Origin of the sequence: Bacillus coreaensis (assembly GCF_050586445.1) — a bacterium.
Taxonomy (GTDB): domain Bacteria; phylum Bacillota; class Bacilli; order Bacillales; family Cytobacillaceae; genus Robertmurraya_A; species Robertmurraya_A coreaensis.
In genome coordinates, this window is sequence record NZ_JBOCCY010000002.1 from 407762 (window position 1) to 427348 (window position 19587).

The 19587-nt window shown below is 38.7% G+C and carries 17 protein-coding genes; all 17 read left to right on the forward strand.

The genetic code is table 11. The annotated features are described in order from the left end of the window. Window positions 1–13 precede the first annotated feature (13 nt). Complete coding sequence (locus tag ACQ5H4_RS05255; protein WP_430773923.1) at window positions 14–2059, forward strand: chemotaxis protein CheW; 2046 nt, start codon at window positions 14–16, stop codon at window positions 2057–2059. Window positions 2060–2104: 45 nt separating this feature from the next. Next, the gene (locus ACQ5H4_RS05260) at window positions 2105–2575 is read left to right on the forward strand and encodes a chemotaxis protein CheW (protein WP_430773924.1); all 471 of its coding nucleotides are present in this window, start codon (window positions 2105–2107) and stop codon (window positions 2573–2575) included. Window positions 2576–2579: 4 nt separating this feature from the next. After that, entirely contained in the window at window positions 2580–3221 is a 642-nt protein-coding gene (locus ACQ5H4_RS05265; RefSeq protein WP_430773925.1) for a chemotaxis protein CheC, read from the forward strand. Further along, window positions 3214–3711 (forward strand): chemotaxis protein CheD, encoded by a 498-nt coding sequence (locus ACQ5H4_RS05270; protein WP_430773926.1) that lies wholly within the window; start codon window positions 3214–3216, stop codon window positions 3709–3711. Before ACQ5H4_RS05265 ends, ACQ5H4_RS05270 begins: the two co-directional genes overlap by 8 nt. A gap of 157 nt (window positions 3712–3868) precedes the next feature. Next, entirely contained in the window at window positions 3869–4630 is a 762-nt protein-coding gene (locus ACQ5H4_RS05275; RefSeq protein ID WP_430773927.1) for a FliA/WhiG family RNA polymerase sigma factor, read from the forward strand. 51 nt (window positions 4631–4681) lie between these two features. Next, window positions 4682–4990: a hypothetical protein gene (locus tag ACQ5H4_RS05280; RefSeq protein WP_430773928.1), complete on the forward strand. Its 309-nt coding sequence runs from the start codon at window positions 4682–4684 to the stop codon at window positions 4988–4990. Between the two features lie 9 nt (window positions 4991–4999). Then, window positions 5000–5617, forward strand: a complete 618-nt coding sequence (locus ACQ5H4_RS05285; RefSeq protein ID WP_430773929.1) for an RNA polymerase sigma factor — start codon at window positions 5000–5002, stop codon at window positions 5615–5617. 146 nt (window positions 5618–5763) lie between these two features. Then, window positions 5764–6462: a 30S ribosomal protein S2 gene (gene rpsB, locus ACQ5H4_RS05290; RefSeq protein ID WP_430773930.1), complete on the forward strand. Its 699-nt coding sequence runs from the start codon at window positions 5764–5766 to the stop codon at window positions 6460–6462. A gap of 150 nt (window positions 6463–6612) precedes the next feature. Continuing rightward, window positions 6613–7497 carry a translation elongation factor Ts gene (tsf, locus tag ACQ5H4_RS05295; RefSeq protein WP_430773931.1) on the forward strand — a complete coding sequence of 295 codons (885 nt, stop codon included), beginning with the start codon at window positions 6613–6615 and terminating at the stop codon, window positions 7495–7497. Window positions 7498–7577: 80 nt separating this feature from the next. Then, entirely contained in the window at window positions 7578–8303 is a 726-nt protein-coding gene (pyrH, locus tag ACQ5H4_RS05300) for a UMP kinase (RefSeq protein ID WP_251515674.1), read from the forward strand. Further along, window positions 8303–8860, forward strand: a complete 558-nt coding sequence (gene frr / locus ACQ5H4_RS05305) for a ribosome recycling factor (RefSeq protein ID WP_430773932.1) — start codon at window positions 8303–8305, stop codon at window positions 8858–8860. The genes pyrH and frr overlap by 1 nt, the downstream gene beginning before the upstream one ends. Before the next feature lie 282 nt (window positions 8861–9142). Then, window positions 9143–9916 carry an undecaprenyl pyrophosphate synthase gene (uppS, locus tag ACQ5H4_RS05310; protein WP_430773933.1) on the forward strand — a complete coding sequence of 258 codons (774 nt, stop codon included), beginning with the start codon at window positions 9143–9145 and terminating at the stop codon, window positions 9914–9916. 21 nt (window positions 9917–9937) lie between these two features. Then, entirely contained in the window at window positions 9938–10729 is a 792-nt protein-coding gene (locus tag ACQ5H4_RS05315; protein WP_430773934.1) for a phosphatidate cytidylyltransferase, read from the forward strand. A 56-nt stretch (window positions 10730–10785) separates the two neighbouring features. Continuing rightward, entirely contained in the window at window positions 10786–11928 is a 1143-nt protein-coding gene (gene dxr / locus ACQ5H4_RS05320; RefSeq protein WP_430773935.1) for a 1-deoxy-D-xylulose-5-phosphate reductoisomerase, read from the forward strand. A gap of 16 nt (window positions 11929–11944) precedes the next feature. Further along, entirely contained in the window at window positions 11945–13204 is a 1260-nt protein-coding gene (gene rseP, locus ACQ5H4_RS05325; protein ID WP_430773936.1) for an RIP metalloprotease RseP, read from the forward strand. A 100-nt stretch (window positions 13205–13304) separates the two neighbouring features. Then, a complete protein-coding gene (locus ACQ5H4_RS05330; protein WP_430773937.1) occupies window positions 13305–15002 on the forward strand; it encodes a proline--tRNA ligase in 1698 nt (565 codons plus the stop codon). Window positions 15003–15144: 142 nt separating this feature from the next. Further along, window positions 15145–19461, forward strand: coding sequence for a PolC-type DNA polymerase III (locus ACQ5H4_RS05335; protein ID WP_430773938.1), 4317 nt, complete (start codon window positions 15145–15147; stop codon window positions 19459–19461). Window positions 19462–19587: the final 126 nt, after the last annotated feature.

Below are 19587 nucleotides of genomic sequence, written 5' to 3' on the forward strand. Positions count from 1 at the left end.
GGAGCTGTTGGGCATGGAAATGAGCCAATATTTAGAGGTTTTTATCGAGGAAAGTAAAGAGCATCTTCAAAACTGTAATGAACGATTACTTGATCTTGAGAAAAATCCAAGTGATCTTAGCATTGTTAATGATATTTTTCGCTCAGCACACACGTTAAAAGGAATGTCAGCAACAATGGGGTATGAAGACTTAGCTAGTCTAACTCATCAAATGGAAAACGTGTTGGACGCCATCCGAAACCAAAAAATTTCTGTTACACCTGAAATTCTTGATGTTGTGTTTGAAGCTACAGATGATTTAGAGGCGATGGTATTTTCGATTGCTGATGGAGGCGACGGAAAACGTGATGTAGCTATCGTAGTGGACAAGCTTAAGTTGATTGAAAAGGGAGAAAGTCCTGCTATGTCTCAAGGGGCAAAGGAGGTAGCTGCAACATTAGCTCCAGATGCTCCTCGTGCATTAAAAGGCGAATACGATGAGTTTGAGTATACAGTACTACAACAATCAATCGAACAAGGGTTTCAAACATATGAAATAACTATTGCACTGAGAGAAGACTGCTTGTTGAAAGCTGCAAGAGTTTTTATGGTATTCGAAGTGATTGAGAAGCTAGGAGAAGTAATTAAATCGACTCCTTCGGTTGACCAGCTAGAAGAGGAACAATTTGATCAAGAGTTTACGGTAACGATTGTATCAAAAGAACCAATGTCAGATATTCAAAGCAAGGTAATGAAAGTATCAGAGGTTGATAGAGTAGATATTCACCCTATCTCCATTGAACAACTCCGTCCAACTGCGGAAACAATTTCTGAACCAATCAAACAGGAAGTAATCCATACAGAAGAACTGAAAATGGAAGAACCTGCTCAACAAGAGGAACAGAAAAAGCAAACATCGGTGAAACAGGCTAGTAATAAAACAATTCGGGTAAATATTGAAAGACTAGATATTTTAATGAATTTGTTTGAAGAACTTGTCATTGACAGAGGAAGATTAGAGCAAATCTCTAGGGATCTGAATAATTCAGAACTTCATGAAACCGTGGAGCGTATGAGCCGAATTTCTGGAGATCTTCAAAATATTATCTTAAATATGCGAATGGTACCAGTTGAGACGGTATTTAACCGTTTCCCAAGAATGGTACGACAATTAGCACGGGATTTAGGGAAAAAGATTAATTTAGAAATTATCGGTGCAGAAACGGAACTAGATCGTACCGTAATTGATGAAATCGGTGACCCGCTTGTTCACCTAATTCGAAACGCGTTAGACCATGGGGTGGAAACACCTGAGGTAAGAAGAGCGAAGGGTAAGAATGAAGAAGGAACCGTTATCTTAAAGGCTTTCCACAGTGGGAACCATGTGTTTATTGAATTATCTGATGATGGTGCTGGAATTAACCGTGATAGAGTATTAAATAAAGCATTAAAAAACGGTATTATTACTGAACAAACGGCTGCAACATTAACAGACAAGCAAGTGTATGAACTAATTTTTGCATCAGGTTTCTCAACTGCAGAAAAAATCTCCGATGTATCTGGACGAGGCGTTGGTCTTGATGTTGTGAAAAACACGATTGAAGCACTTGGTGGAACCGTGTCAATTGATTCGAAAGAAGGAGAAGGCTCTGTATTCTCCGTTCAACTTCCTCTTACTCTTTCTATTATTTCTGTAATGTTAGTAGAAATTCAGAAGGAAAAATACGCAATTCCGCTTTCTTCAATTATTGAGACAGCAATTGTTAAAAAGGAAGATATTCTGAACGCGCACAATCAAAAGGTGATTGATTTCAGAGGGAAAGTAGTCCCACTTCTATATTTAAAGGATATTTTTGAAGTTCCTGTTTTTGAAGAAGAGGATGAGTTTTTCTCCGTGATTATCGTAAGAAAAGGCGACAAAATGGCAGGGCTTGTGGTTGATTCATTTATTGGACAGCAAGAAGTAGTGTTAAAGTCGCTAGGAAACTATTTAACAAATGTATTTGCTATTTCAGGAGCAACAATTCTTGGAGACGGACAAGTGGCACTCATTGTAGATTGCAATGCACTAATTAAATAACAATTACTAGTGTGTCTAGCATGTTAGGAAAGAGGGGGAAGTCTCATGAGTGAGACATCAGTAGCAGATTTAAAGCTTATTATCTTCCAATTAAAAGGAAAAGAATATGCGATTCCAGTAAGCAAGGTTCGTTCCATTGAAAAGGTACAGCATATTACTAGAGTCCCTAGTAGCTCGCACTTTGTAAAGGGTGTGATCAATTTAAGAGGAGTTGTCACTCCTATTATAGATTTAAGAAGCCGCTTTGGAATCGAAGAGGAAGCCTATTCGGATAGTACAAGAGTTATTATTGTTACTTTAGAGGATATGGAGGTTGGCTTAATCGTAGATGCAGCCAACGACGTTCTAGATATCCAAACAGAATCCATCGAACCTCAGCCAGATGTGGTCGGAACAGAAGAGGCGAACTATATTAGTGGTGTGGTAAAGGTCGACAAGCGCTTAATGATCTTACTTGACCTTGAAATGGTCTTAAAACCAGAAGAAGTTAATGCAACTCAAGGGATTGAAGGATAATCAAATGGGGTTTATTAGCAATCTTTCTTCTATTCATTTGGACATATTAAAAGAAATAGGCAATATTGGTGCAGGCCACGCAGCGACTGCTCTTTCTAAACTATTAAATAAAAAGATAGATATGCAGGTTCCTAATGTTAAAATTGTAACTTTTGATGAAATGATGGAGCTCTCGGGTGGAGCAGATCATGTGGTTGCAGCGGTGTTTCTCCGTATTGAAGGAGAAGCACCTGGCAGTATGTTTTTTGTCCTACCTCCTGAGCAGGCAACTGTCTTCATTAAGCAGATGATTGGTGATGAAGAATTTACCTTTGATCAATTAGAAGACAATGAAATTGCTACCTCTGCCTTGCAGGAGCTTGGAAATATCTTATCTGGTTCCTATTTGTCTTCACTATCCGATTTTACTGGCCTGGCTTTGTATCCATCCGTTCCTGCATTAAGCGTTGATATGGTTGGGGCTATTATAAGCTTTGGATTGATTGAACTATCACAGGTAAGTGATTATGCGATAGTTATTGATACAGCACTTAATGAAGATGATGTTGAAATAAGTGAAAGTGTACGAGGCCACTTCTTCCTGTTGCCTGACCCGGATTCCTTTCACATTATCTTTGAATCTTTAGGAGTTAGGGATAATGGATGAAAAAGTAGAGATTATTAAGGTTGGCATAGCAGATATGAATATAGTATCTGCTCCTAACCGAATTAGAACATCTGGTCTTGGATCATGCGTGGGTGTCGTCATATATGATCAAGTTAAAGAAATTGCAGGCCTTGTTCATATTATGCTCCCCGACTCATCCCTTTCTAAAGCTGGTACAATGAATGTTGCAAAATACGGCGATACAGGGGTGAAGGAGCTGGTGAAAAGGCTCGTTCAATCAGGCGCAAGACCTTCTATGCTTAAAGCAAAAATCGCAGGTGGAGCGCAAATGTTTCAATTTAGCAACACAAGTGACATGATGAGAATTGGTCCGAGAAATGTAGAAGCGGTAAAAAGAGAGTTGGCTGAGTTAAAAATTGCTATCATGGCAGAGGATGTTGGAGGAAATAGTGGACGAACAATTGAGTTTTGTCCAAAGTCAAAAATCTTACACATTCGAACGGTTAACAAAGGCACTCAGGAATGGTAGAATGGAAAACAATGAACGATCAGCCTTTTATTGGAATGGCTGATTTTTTTTGCAACTAAAAAATCGATTATTGTTTGAAAGAAATAAGGACTGTTTATATTAAGAAAGTATTTAAACTAACGATTGATTTGAACAATGTCGTTTGGAGGAGGAAACCATGGGACAGGCACCTTCGATCGAGGAACAAAACATATGGGAAAAATGGACTTCCAAAAGAGACAGTGATGCAGGTGATTATTTAGTAAGAAAATATATGCCGCTCGTTAGCTATCATGTCCAAAGGATTTCCGTTGGTTTACCGAAGAATGTTTCACGAGATGATTTAAAGAGCTTAGGAATGATTGGTTTATACGATGCACTTGAAAAATTTGATCCAACAAGGGACTTGAAATTTGATACATATGCGTCCTTTCGTATTCGAGGAGCCATCATTGATGGATTAAGAAAGGAAGATTGGCTCTCTAGGAATACAAGAGATAAATCGAAACGAATTGAGCAAACGATTGAAAAGTTAGAACAAAAATTAATGAGAAATGTGACTTCTAAAGAAATTGCAGAAGAGTTAAATATGAGCGAGGACGATGTTCACAATACGATGAACGAGCATTTTTTTGCTAATGTATTATCAATTGATGAGCAACCCGATGGTGAGGAAAAAGACGGTGCTGGATTCTCGTTAAAGGATGAGCGTGCTGAAATACCAGAGGATACAATTATTAAAAATGAGTTAATTTCAGAGCTATCATCTATGATTTCTCATTTAAATGATAAAGAACAGCTTGTATTAAGCCTGTTTTATCAGGAAGAGCTAACATTAACTGAAATTGGCCAAGTGATGGACTTATCGACGTCAAGAATATCGCAAATACATTCCAAAGCTATATTTAAGCTAAGACAAACATTACAAAAAATCGTTTAATAGATGTTATTTTTATCTGTACATAATTAGGTTGGGAGATGGCAACCGGGTATGAGTTTAAAAGCAATAGAAATGCAAATTGCTCTTCCTAGGATGCAAGATGCTAGCAAGCTTCAAGAACAAATACAACAGCGTGGACAACAGCAAAATGAGGTTGCTGCAAACAGCGTCGCAAAAGAAGTAGAAAAAAATAGAATCTCAGTTACTAAGCATGAGCAAAAGGAACAGGTTCGCCTAAAGGATCAACAACGAGATAAGAAAGGGAACCAAGAGGGGAAGAAAAATCGGAAAAATAAAGAGAGTCAGTCAGTGAAAGAAGTTCATCCATATAAAGGAAACTTTTTTGACTTTTCCGGATAGAGGGATGATATGACGAGTGTATTTTTGTTTATCAGTATCGTATTAAATATAATTGCGTTGTTTTCCATTGTAATCTTATACCTCCGTCAGTCAAAGCTGTTTGAAGTGGAGAAGAAGCAACAAAGAATGATTGAGGAAATGGAAGATGTTATTTCAACATATTTGGCTGAAATGAAAGAAGAAAATGAAAGCTTTATTGAGAGAATGACAAAGACAGCTACCAATCAATCCAACAAGAAAGAAAAAAATAAGAAGAGAGAAGTCAGCATAGAACCAATCCTTCCGCCTATAGAGGAAGATAAGGTCCTCTTTCCAATTAAAAGTTCAAAGAGCCACGCTGTTAAAGCTTACAAGACAGGAGCAGTACAACCATTAACAGATGAAGACGTTGAGGTGCTTCTCCCAGGCTTTACTGAGGCAGAAGAGACTCTTATGGATCTCAAAGTGGAAAAGGAAGTAGAGGAAACTCTACAAGAAGTGAATGAACCAAAAGAAAAGAGCATGTTGGAAGAAGTGCTACATTTGCAAGAGCAAGGTCTGACATATGAAGAAATTGCTAAAAAGCTCCATAAAGGTCAGACAGAGATAGAACTTTTACTCAAATTTCGTCAAAATAATCAAGAATAAACTTGATTGTAACATTTGATTATGCTATATTAACACTTGGTGTTAATACACACGCTCGTGGATTTGGACAAAGGGTGCTGTTTCGACAGTTTTGTCTGAAGTTGAAATGGGCGGAGGAAAATAAAAACCATTAGGAGGAAACAAACATGTCAGTAATTTCAATGAAGCAATTACTTGAAGCTGGTGTACACTTCGGACACCAAACTCGCCGCTGGAACCCTAAGATGAAGAAATATATCTTCACTGAGCGTAACGGCATCTACATCATCGATCTTCAAAAAACAGTTAAGAAGGTTGAAGAAGCTTATAACTGGGTAAAAGAACTAGCTGGTAACGGTGGTACAGTTCTTTTCGTTGGTACAAAGAAGCAAGCTCAAGACTCTGTAAAAGAAGAAGCAATCCGTTCAGGTCAGTACTATGTTAACCAACGTTGGTTAGGTGGTACTTTAACAAACTTCGAAACAATCCAAAAGCGTATTGCACGCCTTAAAGATATCGAAAGAATGGCTGAAGATGGTACATTTGATGTACTTCCTAAGAAAGAAGTTGTTCAACTGAAGAAAGAGCAAGAGCGCTTAGAAAAGTTCTTAGGCGGAATTAAAGATATGAAGCAACTTCCTGATGCTTTATTCATTATCGACCCTCGTAAAGAGCGTATTGCAGTTGCTGAAGCACATAAATTAAACATCCCTATCGTTGGTATCGTTGATACAAACTGTGATCCAGACGAAATCGATGTAGTTATCCCTGCAAACGACGACGCTATCCGTGCTGTTAAGCTATTAACTGGTAAAATGGCAGATGCTATTTTAGAAGCGAAGCAAGGCGAAGAAGTTACAGCGTAATACGTTTTGACCTGAGGAAACACTAGTTACTAAAAGGTGATAAGAGGGACCCCCTTTATCACCTTTTTTTAAAGAATGAACACGAATCTTGACTAGCTTACTCATAGCTAGTTAACACTAAAATACATAGCTTTTAAGGAGGAAACTCACATGGCAGTAACGGCTCAAATGGTAAAAGAATTACGTGAAAGAACAGGCGCAGGTATGTTAGATTGTAAAAAAGCACTTCAAGCAACTGAAGGTGATATGGAAAAAGCAATCGACTTCTTACGTGAAAAAGGTATGGCAAGCGCTGCGAAGAAGGCAGACCGTGTAGCTGCAGAAGGAACTACTTATATCCTTACTCAAGGAAACGAAGCAGTTATTCTAGAAGTTAACTCTGAAACAGATTTCGTTGCTAAGAACGAAGGTTTCCAAGTACTAGTTAAGGAACTTGCTGAGCACGTTCTATCTAACAAACCAGCTTCAGTTGAAGAAGTAAGTGCACAAACAATGGCTAACGGTGCAACTGTTGAGTCTCACGTAAATGCAGCTATCGCGAAAATCGGTGAGAAAATTTCTCTTCGTCGTTTTGAAATCAAGACTAAAGGCGACAACGATGCATTCGGTGCTTACCTACACATGGGTGGACGTATTGGGGTGTTGACAGTATTAGAAGGAACAGCTGACGACGCTGCTGCTAAGGATGTTTCAATGCACATCGCGGCATTAAACCCTAAGTATGTATCTCGTGACGAAGTTTCTGCTGAAGAAATTGAGCGTGAGCGTCAAGTTCTTACTCAACAGGCACTTAACGAAGGCAAGCCAGAAAACATCGTAGCGAAAATGGTTGAAGGCCGCCTAAGCAAATACTTCCAAGACGTTTGTGTGAACGACCAAGCATTCGTTAAGGATCCAGATCAAAAAGTAAAAGCATTCGTAGAATCAAAAGGTGGAAAGATTCGCGAATTCGTACGTTACGAAGTAGGAGAAGGTATCGAAAAGCGCGCAGATAACTTCGCTGAAGAAGTAATGAACCAAGTTAAAGGTAACTAATTGTAATTCCTAGGGAACACACCTGTGTTCCCTATTTTTAAAGAAAGCTTAAAAGTAGCAATATACATATGGAGGTTTCTATGACCAGTCCGAAATATAAACGCGTCGTACTAAAACTAAGTGGTGAAGCACTTGCTGGTGAGCAAGGCTTCGGAATTAATCCCAAAGTGATTAAATCTGTTGCCGATCAAGTAAAGGAAATTGCAGATTTAGATGTTGAAGTAGCCGTTGTTGTTGGTGGCGGAAATATCTGGCGAGGTAAAATTGGTGAAGAGATGGGAATGGACCGTGCGAATGCAGACTATATGGGGATGCTAGCAACGGTCATGAACTCATTGGCCCTTCAAGATAGTCTTGAACAATCAGGTGTGGAAACGCGTGTACAAACTTCTATCGAGATGAGACAAGTAGCAGAACCTTATATTCGCAGACGAGCAATTCGTCATCTTGAGAAGAAGCGAGTGGTTATTTTTGCAGCAGGTACTGGAAATCCTTATTTCTCAACCGACACAACAGCTGCATTACGTGCGGCGGAAATTGAAGCAGAAGTCATCTTAATGGCGAAAAATAATGTGGATGGAGTATATTCTGCTGACCCACGTATTGATAAAACAGCGAAGAAGTATGATGAGCTTTCTTATTTAGATGTACTTAAGGAAGGATTAGCTGTCATGGATTCAACGGCTTCTTCTTTATGTATGGACAATGATATACCACTTCTTGTTTTCTCTATTATGGAGCAAGGAAATATCAAGCGTGCCGTAATGGGCGAATCAATTGGGACTATTGTGAGGGGGAAAAAATAATGCCGAAACAAATCGTTGCAAATGCGAAAGAACGTATGAATAAAGCAATCGGTGCTTACACTCGTGAACTTGCTTCAATTCGTGCAGGACGTGCGAATGCATCTATGCTCGATCGAATTACGGTCGACTATTACGGAGCACCAACTCCAATTAACCAACTTGCAGGTGTTTCTGTTCCAGAAGCGCGTATGCTTGTGATTCAACCTTATGATAAATCAATTTTAGGTGATATTGAAAAAGCCATCTTAAAATCAGATATCGGTATTACTCCTTCAAATGATGGAAGCATCATTCGTCTTGCGATACCTCAGTTAACAGAAGAGCGTCGTAAGGAATTGGTGAAGGTGGTAAAGAAAGAATCTGAAGATGCAAAAGTTGCCATCAGAAATATCCGTCGTGATGCAAATGACGACTTAAAAAAGCTTGAAAAGAATGGTGAAATTACTGAAGATGACCAACGTGGTTATTCTGATGACATTCAAAAATTAACGGACGAGTATATTATAAAGGTTGACCAGCTAACAAAAGACAAAGAGAAGGAAATTTTAGAGGTTTAATGAACCGAGAGAATACCCTCTATTTATAGGGGGTATTTCTGTTCTAATAAATTTGATTTCTTTTCCAAGTGGTGCTTTAGTTTTTTAGAGATATCTCTTCTCTTTTTTGGTATGATAAAAGCAGGCAAAATTATGTACCTGCTTTTTTCATTACGCTCATTTCTAGCTGTACAGTGTACAATCATTAAAACAAATAAATATACATTGTGACTAGAGAAGAAGCATTATTACAACTAAATGTAGTCTTTTAGCCACATGATTACATTTTGGAGGAGCCGTCTTATGTTAGAGAAAATAAAGCTTTGGAAGAGTAAACCCTCTTCTGAACTCGAGCGTCGGATAACAACAATAAAAAATCAAACCGTACCCGCTCATATTGCTATTATTATGGATGGAAATGGACGTTGGGCAAAAAAACGGGCGCTGCCTAGAGTCGCAGGTCATCATGAAGGGATGAAGGTTGTCCGTAAGATAACGAAGCTTGCAAATGAATTGGGAGTGTCCACGTTAACTTTATATGCTTTTTCAACAGAAAACTGGAAGCGACCGAAAATGGAAGTTGACTATTTGATGAAATTACCTGAGGAGTTTTTAGGAACATTTCTTCCAGAATTGATAGAGGAAAATGTCCAAGTACGTATGATGGGATATAAGGAAAGCCTTCCTGCTCATACGCTAAATGCAATTAATCGTGCGATTGAAGAGACGAAGGACAATGATGGATTAGTTCTAAATTTTGCTCTTAACTATGGAAGTAGAGCAGAAATCTTAGAAGCAGTAAAGAACGTCTTAAAAGACCACAAAAGTGGTATACTGACAGAGAATAATATAAATGAAGACGTATTTTCTAACTATTTAATGACGAGTGAATTAAGTGATCCGGATTTACTCATTCGTACGAGTGGTGAAATACGGTTAAGTAATTTTATGCTCTGGCAACTAGCTTATACAGAATTTTGGTTTACAGAAGTGCTGTGGCCAGATTTCTCAGAAGAACACTTAGTCGAAGCAATCGAAGTATTCCAAAACCGTCAAAGGCGGTTTGGGGGAGTATAATAAAGGTGTTGACACAATAAGATGAAACAAAGAATTATTTCGGCAATTATATTTGGGGCGATATTTATCCCTTTGGTAATTTTGGGTAAATTCCCCTTTGTTCTATTAGTATATGTTTTAGCAACTGTTGCACTGTATGAATTGCTAAAAATGAGAAATATCCAATTAGCCTCTATTCCGGGGCTCATTTCAATGCTTGTTCTATGGATCTTTCTAATACCGAAGCAGTTGCAAAATATATTTGGACCAATGCACTATACGAAGGTTGAATTTGCCCTTTTAGCGGTTTTACTGCTGTTAACTTACACAGTTGTCACAAAAAATCGCTTTACTTTCGATGATGTTTCCTTTTCGATAATGGCAACCTTATATATAGGAATGGGATTTTTTTATTTTATTGAAATTAGAGAAACAGCAGGGCTGATGTTTATTTTTTATTCCTTATTTATCGTTTGGGCAACAGATTCTGGTGCGTATTTTATCGGGCGAGCGATGGGTAAAAATAAGTTATGGCCTGACATAAGCCCAAATAAAACGGTTGAAGGATTTATCGGTGGCATCGTATGTGCGGTTATTGTATCTATCTTCTTTGCCTTGTTCTCTCTTGAAACAGTATCCACAATAAGGCTCCTTATTGTGACAGTTTTCTTATCTGTTTTTGGACAGGTTGGCGATCTTGTCGAATCTGCATTGAAACGACATTATAACGTTAAAGATTCAGGCAATATCATGCCTGGACATGGTGGCATCCTAGATCGATTTGATAGCTTGCTGTTCGTTTGGCCGGTCTTATATTTTATTTTGCTACCGTAATATCCTATCCGGGAATCTTTTAGAAAGGTTCTCGCTTTTGAATCGGAGTTGGAAAAATGAAATACATAAGTTTATTAGGTGCAACTGGTTCTATCGGAACACAAACTCTTGATATAATAAAAGAGCACCCTACAGAATTCGAATTGGCAGCCATGTCAGTAGGTAGAAATATTAATTTGGCAAGAAAGCTAATAGCTGAATTTCATCCTGAATTAGTATGCGTATTAAATAAAGATGACGCTAAGAGTTTGAAGCTGGAATTTCCGAAAATAAGCTTTACCTATGGGCTCGAAGGGTTAAGTGAAGTAGCGGTATATAAGAAATCTACCATTTTGGTAAATGCAGTAATGGGTAGTGTGGGTCTAGAACCTACATTGCATGCGATTGAAGCAGGAAAAGCAATTGCTTTAGCCAATAAGGAGACACTAGTGACAGCTGGTCATATCGTAATGAATGCTGTTCGTCGAAATCAAGTTGCGATATTGCCAGTAGATAGTGAGCATTCGGCTATTTTTCAAGCGCTCCAAGGAGAATTTGAAAAGAATATTGAGAAGTTGATTTTAACTGCATCGGGTGGCAGCTTCCGTCACCGTACTCGGCGGGAGTTAGAAAATGTAACAGTACAAGATGCGCTCAATCATCCAAACTGGTCCATGGGAGCCAAAATCACGATTGATTCTGCTACTATGATGAACAAAGGGTTAGAAGTTATTGAAGCGCATTGGTTGTTTGATATTCCCTATGAAAAGATTGACGTTGTGTTACATAAGGAGAGTATCATTCACTCTATGATTGAGTTTCATGATAGTAGTGTCATGGCGCAGCTAGGGACTCCAGATATGAGAGTACCGATTCAATATGCTTTAACATATCCAGATCGATTACCATTAAAAACAGCTCAAACATTAAACTTAGCGAAAGTCGGTCAACTCCATTTTGCAGATATGGACTTAGATAGATTTCGCTGCCTAAAATTTGCCTATAATGCAGGAATTGCTGGAGGGACACTTCCGACCGTTCTTAATGCGGCAAATGAAATAGCGGTTGAGGCGTTTCTAAAAGGAAAGATCACCTTTTTGCAAATTGAGGATTTAATTGAAAATGCGTTAACGAACCATCAATCAATAATGGAGCCAAGTTTAGCAGAAATTAAAGCGGTTGACGACGAGACACGCAAGTATGTGAATTCACTTCTATAAAAAAGGTGGTTATAATTTGAACACAGTCATAGCCTTTATCATTATTTTTGGGGCGCTCGTATTTTTCCATGAATTAGGGCATTTTATCTTTGCAAAACGAGCAGGTATTCTTTGTCGTGAATTTGCAATTGGTATGGGTCCAAAAGTCTTTTCTTATAAAAAAGGAGAGACACTCTATACGATTCGTTTATTGCCGATTGGCGGATATGTTCGCATGGCTGGAGAAGATCCCGAGATGGCTGAAATTAAACCAGGCTATCGTGTAGGACTAATACTGGACAAGAATGAAGTGATCGAGAAGATCATACTAAACAACAAAGAAAAGTATCCGGATGCTAGGATCATTGAAGTGGAATATGCTGATATTGAACAAAAATTACAAATAAAAGGCTATGAAGAGGGAGAAGAAGATGTTTTAAAGACCTTCTCTATTAGTCGAAATGCATATTTAGTTGAAAATGGTGCAGAAACATTGATCGCTCCATACGATCGCCAATTTGTTTCTAAAACATTGGGTCAAAGAACAATGGCCATTTTCGCTGGACCGATGATGAACTTTGTATTAGCCTTTCTTATTTTTGTTGTTATTGCTTTATGGCAAGGAGTACCGACGAATGAGCCCATCTTAGGAAAGTTAACTCCAGATGGAATGGCTATGCAATCCGGTTTACAAGAAGGGGATGTTGTTCAAAGTATCGATGGCGGTGAAATTTCTACTTGGGAAGATGTTGTAGAAATTATTCGTCAAAACCCTGAAAATGAATTAGAGTTTTTGGTTTCTAGAAACGGCGAAGAGCTTGACATTCCAGTTACACCAAAAGCCCAAGACATGGATGGAACAGAAATCGGAATCATTGGTGTATATAACCCAATGGAAAAATCTCCTGTAAAGTCTGTTACGTACGGGTTTAAAGAAGTATACTATTGGACAGTTGAAATTTTCTCTATGCTTGGAAAATTAATCGTTGGACAATTTTCAATTGATGCCCTGTCTGGTCCAGTTGGTATATATGAATCAACTGCCACTGTTGCTAAATCTGGAGTTATGTACCTAATGAAATGGGCGGGAATCTTAAGTATTAATCTTGGTATTATGAACTTGCTTCCAATTCCTGCTTTAGACGGTGGAAGATTGATGTTCTTTGCAGTAGAAGCACTGAGAGGAAAGCCGATTGATCGTCAAAAAGAAGGCATGGTTCATTTCATTGGATTTGCTCTTTTGATGCTCCTAATGCTAGTAGTTACATGGAATGATATACAAAGGATATTCCTTTAAACTGACATGAGGCTGTCCCATAAAGAGGTGTCAGACACTTCAAGGGGCAGCCTCAAAATATAAATTTATTAAAATGAATTGGTCGAAGAGGTGCTAGTAGATGAAACAGAGTATGACGCTAATCCCAACTTTAAGGGAAGTTCCAGCAGATGCCGAAATTAAAAGTCATCAGCTACTATTAAGAGCTGGTTTTGTTAGACAAAATGCTAGTGGAATTTATAGTTATTTACCAATGGCTCAGCGAGTGCTAAAAAAAATCGAGACGATTGTTCGTGAAGAGATGGACAACGCAGGTGCTGTTGAACTGCTTATGCCTGCTTTGCAACAAGCAGAGCTTTGGCAGGAATCAGGTCGCTGGTACACTTATGGACCTGAATTGATGAGATTACATGACCGCCATACAAGAGAGTTTGCTCTTGGGGCAACTCATGAGGAAGTGATTACTAGCTTAGTAAGAGACGAAGTAAAATCTTATAAGCGATTGCCGTTAACTCTATATCAAATTCAAACGAAGTTTAGAGATGAGAAAAGACCACGTTTTGGTTTACTGCGTGGAAGAGAGTTTATCATGAAGGATGCTTACTCATTCCACTCTTCTCAAGAAAGTCTTGATGAAGTATATGATCGTTTATTTACTGCATACTCTAATATTTTTAGTCGTTGTGGTTTAGACTTCCGTGCAGTTATTGCGGATTCAGGAGCAATGGGTGGAAAGGATACGCATGAGTTTATGGTGCTATCTGATGTTGGGGAAGATACCATTGCGTACTCTGACACTTCAAATTATGCGGCTAATATTGAAATGGCCCCAGTAGTGAATACGTATGAAAAATCAGATGAGTCACAAAAAGAGATGGAAAAGGTTCTGACTGAAAATAAGAAGTCAATTGAAGAAGTGGTTGGATTTTTAAATGTTGATTCATCCAAATGCATTAAATCACTCCTGTTTAAAGTAGATGACCAATATGTACTTGTGCTTGTTCGTGGCGACCACGAAGTAAACGATATTAAGTTAAAGAATTTGTATGCTGCAAGTGTCGTTGAACTAGCAACTCCAGAAGAAACGAAAGAAATCCTTGGGTGTTCTATTGGTTCATTAGGACCAGTTGGGGTAAATAAGGTAGAGATCGTTGCTGACCCAGCCGTTCAAGCAATTGTTAACGGAGTATGCGGAGCAAACGAAGAAAACCATCACTTCATCAACGTTAATGCAGAAAAAGATTTTTCGGTAACAAAGTATGCTGATATTCGCTTTATTCAAGAAGGGGATCTATCTCCAGACGGTCAAGGCAAAATTGTTTTTGCAAAGGGAATTGAAGTAGGACATGTGTTTAAGCTTGGAACTCGCTATAGTGAAGCGATGAATGCTACCTATTTAGATGAAAATGGAAAATCACAGCCAATGATTATGGGTTGCTATGGTATTGGTGTATCTAGAACGTTAGCTGCTGTGGCTGAGCAATTTAATGATGATAATGGTCTTGTATGGCCAGCTCAAATTGCACCTTTTAAAGTACATTTGATTCCAATCAACTTGAAAGATGAAGCTCAAGCGAAACTAGCTTCAGATTTATATGAACAATTAAAAGCTCAAGGCTTAGAAGTTCTTATGGACGACCGTGCTGAAAGACCAGGAGTTAAGTTCGCCGATTCAGACTTAATTGGTTTACCTGTACGTGTAACCGTTGGAAAAAAAGCAGCTGAAGGAATTGTAGAACTAAAAGTTCGCAAAACTGGTGAAATGCTAGAAGTTCACAAAGACGACCTACTACAAACAATTGCTGGCTTATTAAAATAAATGATTAATTATTCGGATCCGCTCAACACGGATCCGATTTTTTTCCCATTGATTGGTTATCTGTTAAAAGGGCTTTCAATAATTTCTTTATGATATAATAACTACTAGTTTGACTAGAGATAAAATGGAGAGGAGAGAGTTGATGAACGGATCATCTGGTAAGGAACGATTCCAACTATTGCTCCAGCAGCTACAACTAACGGATGACAGAATCATACCGTATTTTCAAGATGCTATGATTGACAAAGTATTAATTGAAAAATCTAAAAGACATTGGAGTTTTTATTTTTCGTTTGAGAAGATCTTACCTATTAACGTCTATCAAACGTTCACAAATAAATTACAAACAACCTTTTCACATATTGCCTCAATCTCCTACAACATTCAGGTAAGAGATCAGCAAGTGACTGAGGATTTGATACTAGAATATTGGAACAGTTGCATACAGCAAATTGATGGCATATCACCACCATTAATTAAGCTACTAAATGAACAAAAACCAAAAGTCCAAGGTTCAAAAATCACGATCTTTGTTGGCAATGATCTCGAAGGGTTAGCCATAAAAAGGAAATATGCAAGCTTTATTTCTGATGCTTACGGCTTTTTCGGATTTCCTCAAGTAATGATTGATACCGAGATTAACACAGAAGCCTCTACTGAACAATATGAACAATTTGTCGAGGCGAAAATGAGGGAAGACAAAGAGAGAGGTATGCAAGCAGCGATTGAGATGGATAAGCAAGAAGCAGAGAAAGAAGCTGCCGGCGGTACGGGTGAATATACCGGTCCATTAACCATTGGATTGACGATCAAAGATGATGCTGATTTTAGAAAAATCCAAGATATTATTGATGAAGAACGTAGAGTCGTTGTGGAAGGGTATATTTTTGCCGCTGAAACAAGAGAGCTACGCAGTGGGAGAACTCTACTAACCTTTAAAGTTACTGATTATACAAGCTCAATCATGGTAAAAATGTTTTCTCGTGATAAAGAGGACGCCGCTCTATTCCAAAACGTAAAAAAAGGCATGTGGGTAAAAGTAAGAGGAAGTATTCAAAACGATACATTTGTACGTGATCTAGTTATGATTGGAAACGATATTAATGAAATTAAGCCAATTGAGCGTCAGGACACTTCTTCCGAAAAGCGTGTTGAGCTTCATCTTCACACACCAATGAGTCAGATGGATGCTGTTTCACCAGTTAGTGCATTAGTATCACAAGCAAAAAAATGGGGACATAAAGCCATTGCCATAACAGACCATGCGGTAGCACAATCCTTTCCGGAAGCGTTTGGAGCAGGGAAAAAGAACGATATTAAGATTCTTTACGGAGTGGAAGTAAATCTAGTAAATGATGGTGTTCCGATTGCGTATAACGAAGCGGAGAGACTGTTGGCAGAAGACACGTATGTAGTATTTGACGTTGAAACAACTGGTTTATCAGCCGTATACAATACAATAATTGAACTTGCAGCGGTTAAGATAAAAGATGGAGAAATCATCGACCGATTTGAAGCATTCGCTAACCCGCACCATCCATTGTCTGCAACAATTATGAATTTAACGGGAATTACCGATGATATGCTAAAGGATGCTCCAGAGGTAGAAGAGGTTCTCGGAAAATTTAAAGAGTGGACAGGCGATGACATACTTGTTGCCCACAATGCATCATTTGATATGGGATTTTTGAATGTTGGTTACAAGAAGTACGGTCTTGGGCGAGCTGAAAACCCGGTCATAGATACATTAGAGCTTGCTCGTTTCTTATATCCTGACATGAAGAATCACCGTTTAAATACGTTAGCTAAGAAATTTAATATTGAGTTAACACAGCATCACCGTGCGATATACGACACAGAAGCAACTGGTTATCTGCTCTTAACGATGCTGAAGGATATAATGGAAAAAGGAATACAGTATCATAACCAACTGAATAACAATATGGGTCAAGGAAATGCCTATCAGCGAGCACGACCGTATCACTGTACGCTTTTAGCACAAAATGATGTGGGGTTAAAGAACTTATTTAAGCTTATTTCTATTTCCCATTTAAACTATTTTTATCGAGTGCCGAGAATTCCGCGCTCTGTATTACAGAAGCATCGCGAAGGAATTTTGATTGGTTCAGGCTGTGACAAAGGTGAAGTATTCGAGGGTATGATGCAAAAGGCTCCTGAAGAAGTAGAAGAGCCAGCGCGTTTCTACGATTACATCGAGGTACATCCAAAAGCGGTATATGCTCATTTATTGGAGTTAGAGCTAGTTAATGATGAAAAATCATTGGAGGATATTATATCTAATATCGTAAAACTTGGTGAAAAGCTAGAGATCCCTGTTGTTGCTACTGGAAATGTACATTACCTAAACCCAAATGATAAAATATACCGAAAAATATTAGTGAACTCACAAGGGGGAGCAAATCCGCTTAATCGTCACAATCTTCCTGATGTCCATTTCCGAACGACGAATGAAATGCTAGATGCATTTTCATTCTTAGGAAAAGAAAAAGCGCGTGAGATTGTTATTACGAATACCAACAAAATTGCTGATATGATAGATACGATCAAGCCGATTAAGGACGACTTATATACTCCAAAAATTGAAGGCGCCGATGAAGAAATGCGTAAAATGAGCTATGATATGGCAAGAAGCATTTACGGTGATGAACTTCCAGAAATTGTGGAAGCAAGACTTGAAAAAGAACTGAAGAGTATTATTGGTCACGGGTTTGCCGTTATCTATTTGATTTCACATAAACTTGTGAAAAAATCGCTTGATGATGGGTACCTAGTAGGTTCGCGTGGATCGGTTGGTTCGTCTCTTGTTGCCACGATGACTGAGATAACAGAAGTGAACCCATTACCGCCCCATTATGTTTGTCCTACATGTAAACATTCGGAATTTTTTAATGACGGTTCCGTTGGTTCAGGCTTTGACTTGGCAGATAAGGACTGTCCAAATTGCGGTAGCAAGTACAAAAAAGATGGACACGATATCCCGTTCGAGACTTTCCTAGGTTTTAAAGGTGATAAAGTTCCCGATATCGATTTGAACTTCTCGGGAGAATACCAACCACGTGCACATAACTATACGAAGGTTTTGTTTGGTGAGGATTATGTATATCGTGCTGGTACGATTGGTACGGTAGCTGATAAGACTGCGTTCGGTTATGTAAAGGCCTATCAGCAAGATAATAATCTTCAAATTCGTGGAGCCGAAATTGAGAGATTAGCCATGGGGTGTACTGGTGTAAAAAGAACAACTGGTCAGCATCCAGGCGGAATTATCGTTGTACCAGATTATATGGAAATTTATGATTTCTCGCCAATACAATTTCCAGCGGATGATAAGACCTCTGAATGGAAAACAACCCATTTCGACTTCCACTCGATTCACGATAACTTATTAAAGCTTGATATTCTAGGGCACGATGATCCTACCGTGATACGTATGCTTCAGGACTTAAGTGGAATTGATCCGAAGACCATTCCGACCGATGATCCTGAAGTAATGAAGATATTCAGTGGAACGGAAGCGCTGGGAGTCACAGAAGAACAGATTATGTGTAAAACGGGAACGCTTGGTATACCAGAGTTCGGAACGCGTTTCGTAAGACAAATGCTTGAGGATACAAAGCCGACCACTTTTTCAGAGTTGGTCCAAATTTCAGGACTTTCTCACGGGACGGACGTATGGTTAGGAAATGCGCAAGAGCTGATCCACAACAGTATCTGTAACCTGAGTGAAGTTATCGGCTGTCGTGACGACATCATGGTTTATCTAATCTATCAAGGGTTAGAGCCATCCTTTGCCTTTAAGATTATGGAGTCCGTTCGTAAAGGAAAAGGCTTAAGTGATGATATGGAAGAAGAGATGCGGAAGAATGAAGTGCCAGAATGGTATATTGATTCTTGTAAAAAGATCAAATACATGTTCCCGAAGGCCCACGCCGCTGCTTACGTTCTAATGGCCGTAAGGATTGCTTACTTCAAAGTGCATCATCCAATCCTTTATTACGCAGCTTATTTTACCGTTAGAGCGGAGGATTTTGATATTGATGCAATGGTGAAAGGTTCTTCAGCAATCCGAGCAGTAATTGAAGAAATCAATGCAAAAGGATTAGATGCATCAACCAAGGAAAAAAATACCTTAACGGTCCTTGAATTGGCATTAGAGATGAACGAGCGAGGGTTTTCTTTTGCAAAGGTCGATTTGTACCGTTCAAGTGCAACAGAATTCATCATTGATGGAAATAAGCTGATTCCTCCATTTAATTCCATTCCAGGGCTAGGTACGAATGCTGCACTTAACATCGTAAAAGCTCGTGAAGATGGAGAATTCTTATCTAAAGAAGATCTGCAGCAAAGAGGGAAGGTTTCAAAGACTATTATTGAGTATCTCGATAACCACGGATGTCTTGAAGCATTGCCTGATCAAAACCAACTTTCTTTATTTTAGAAATGGAATGAACGAAGTGGTAATCCTACCAAAACCGGTATTGCATTTGCATAAACGGTATGGTTATGGTATAGTTTTATTGGAAATACTAAGAATAACTCTCGTTTACAAGAGTGGGGCCTTCCC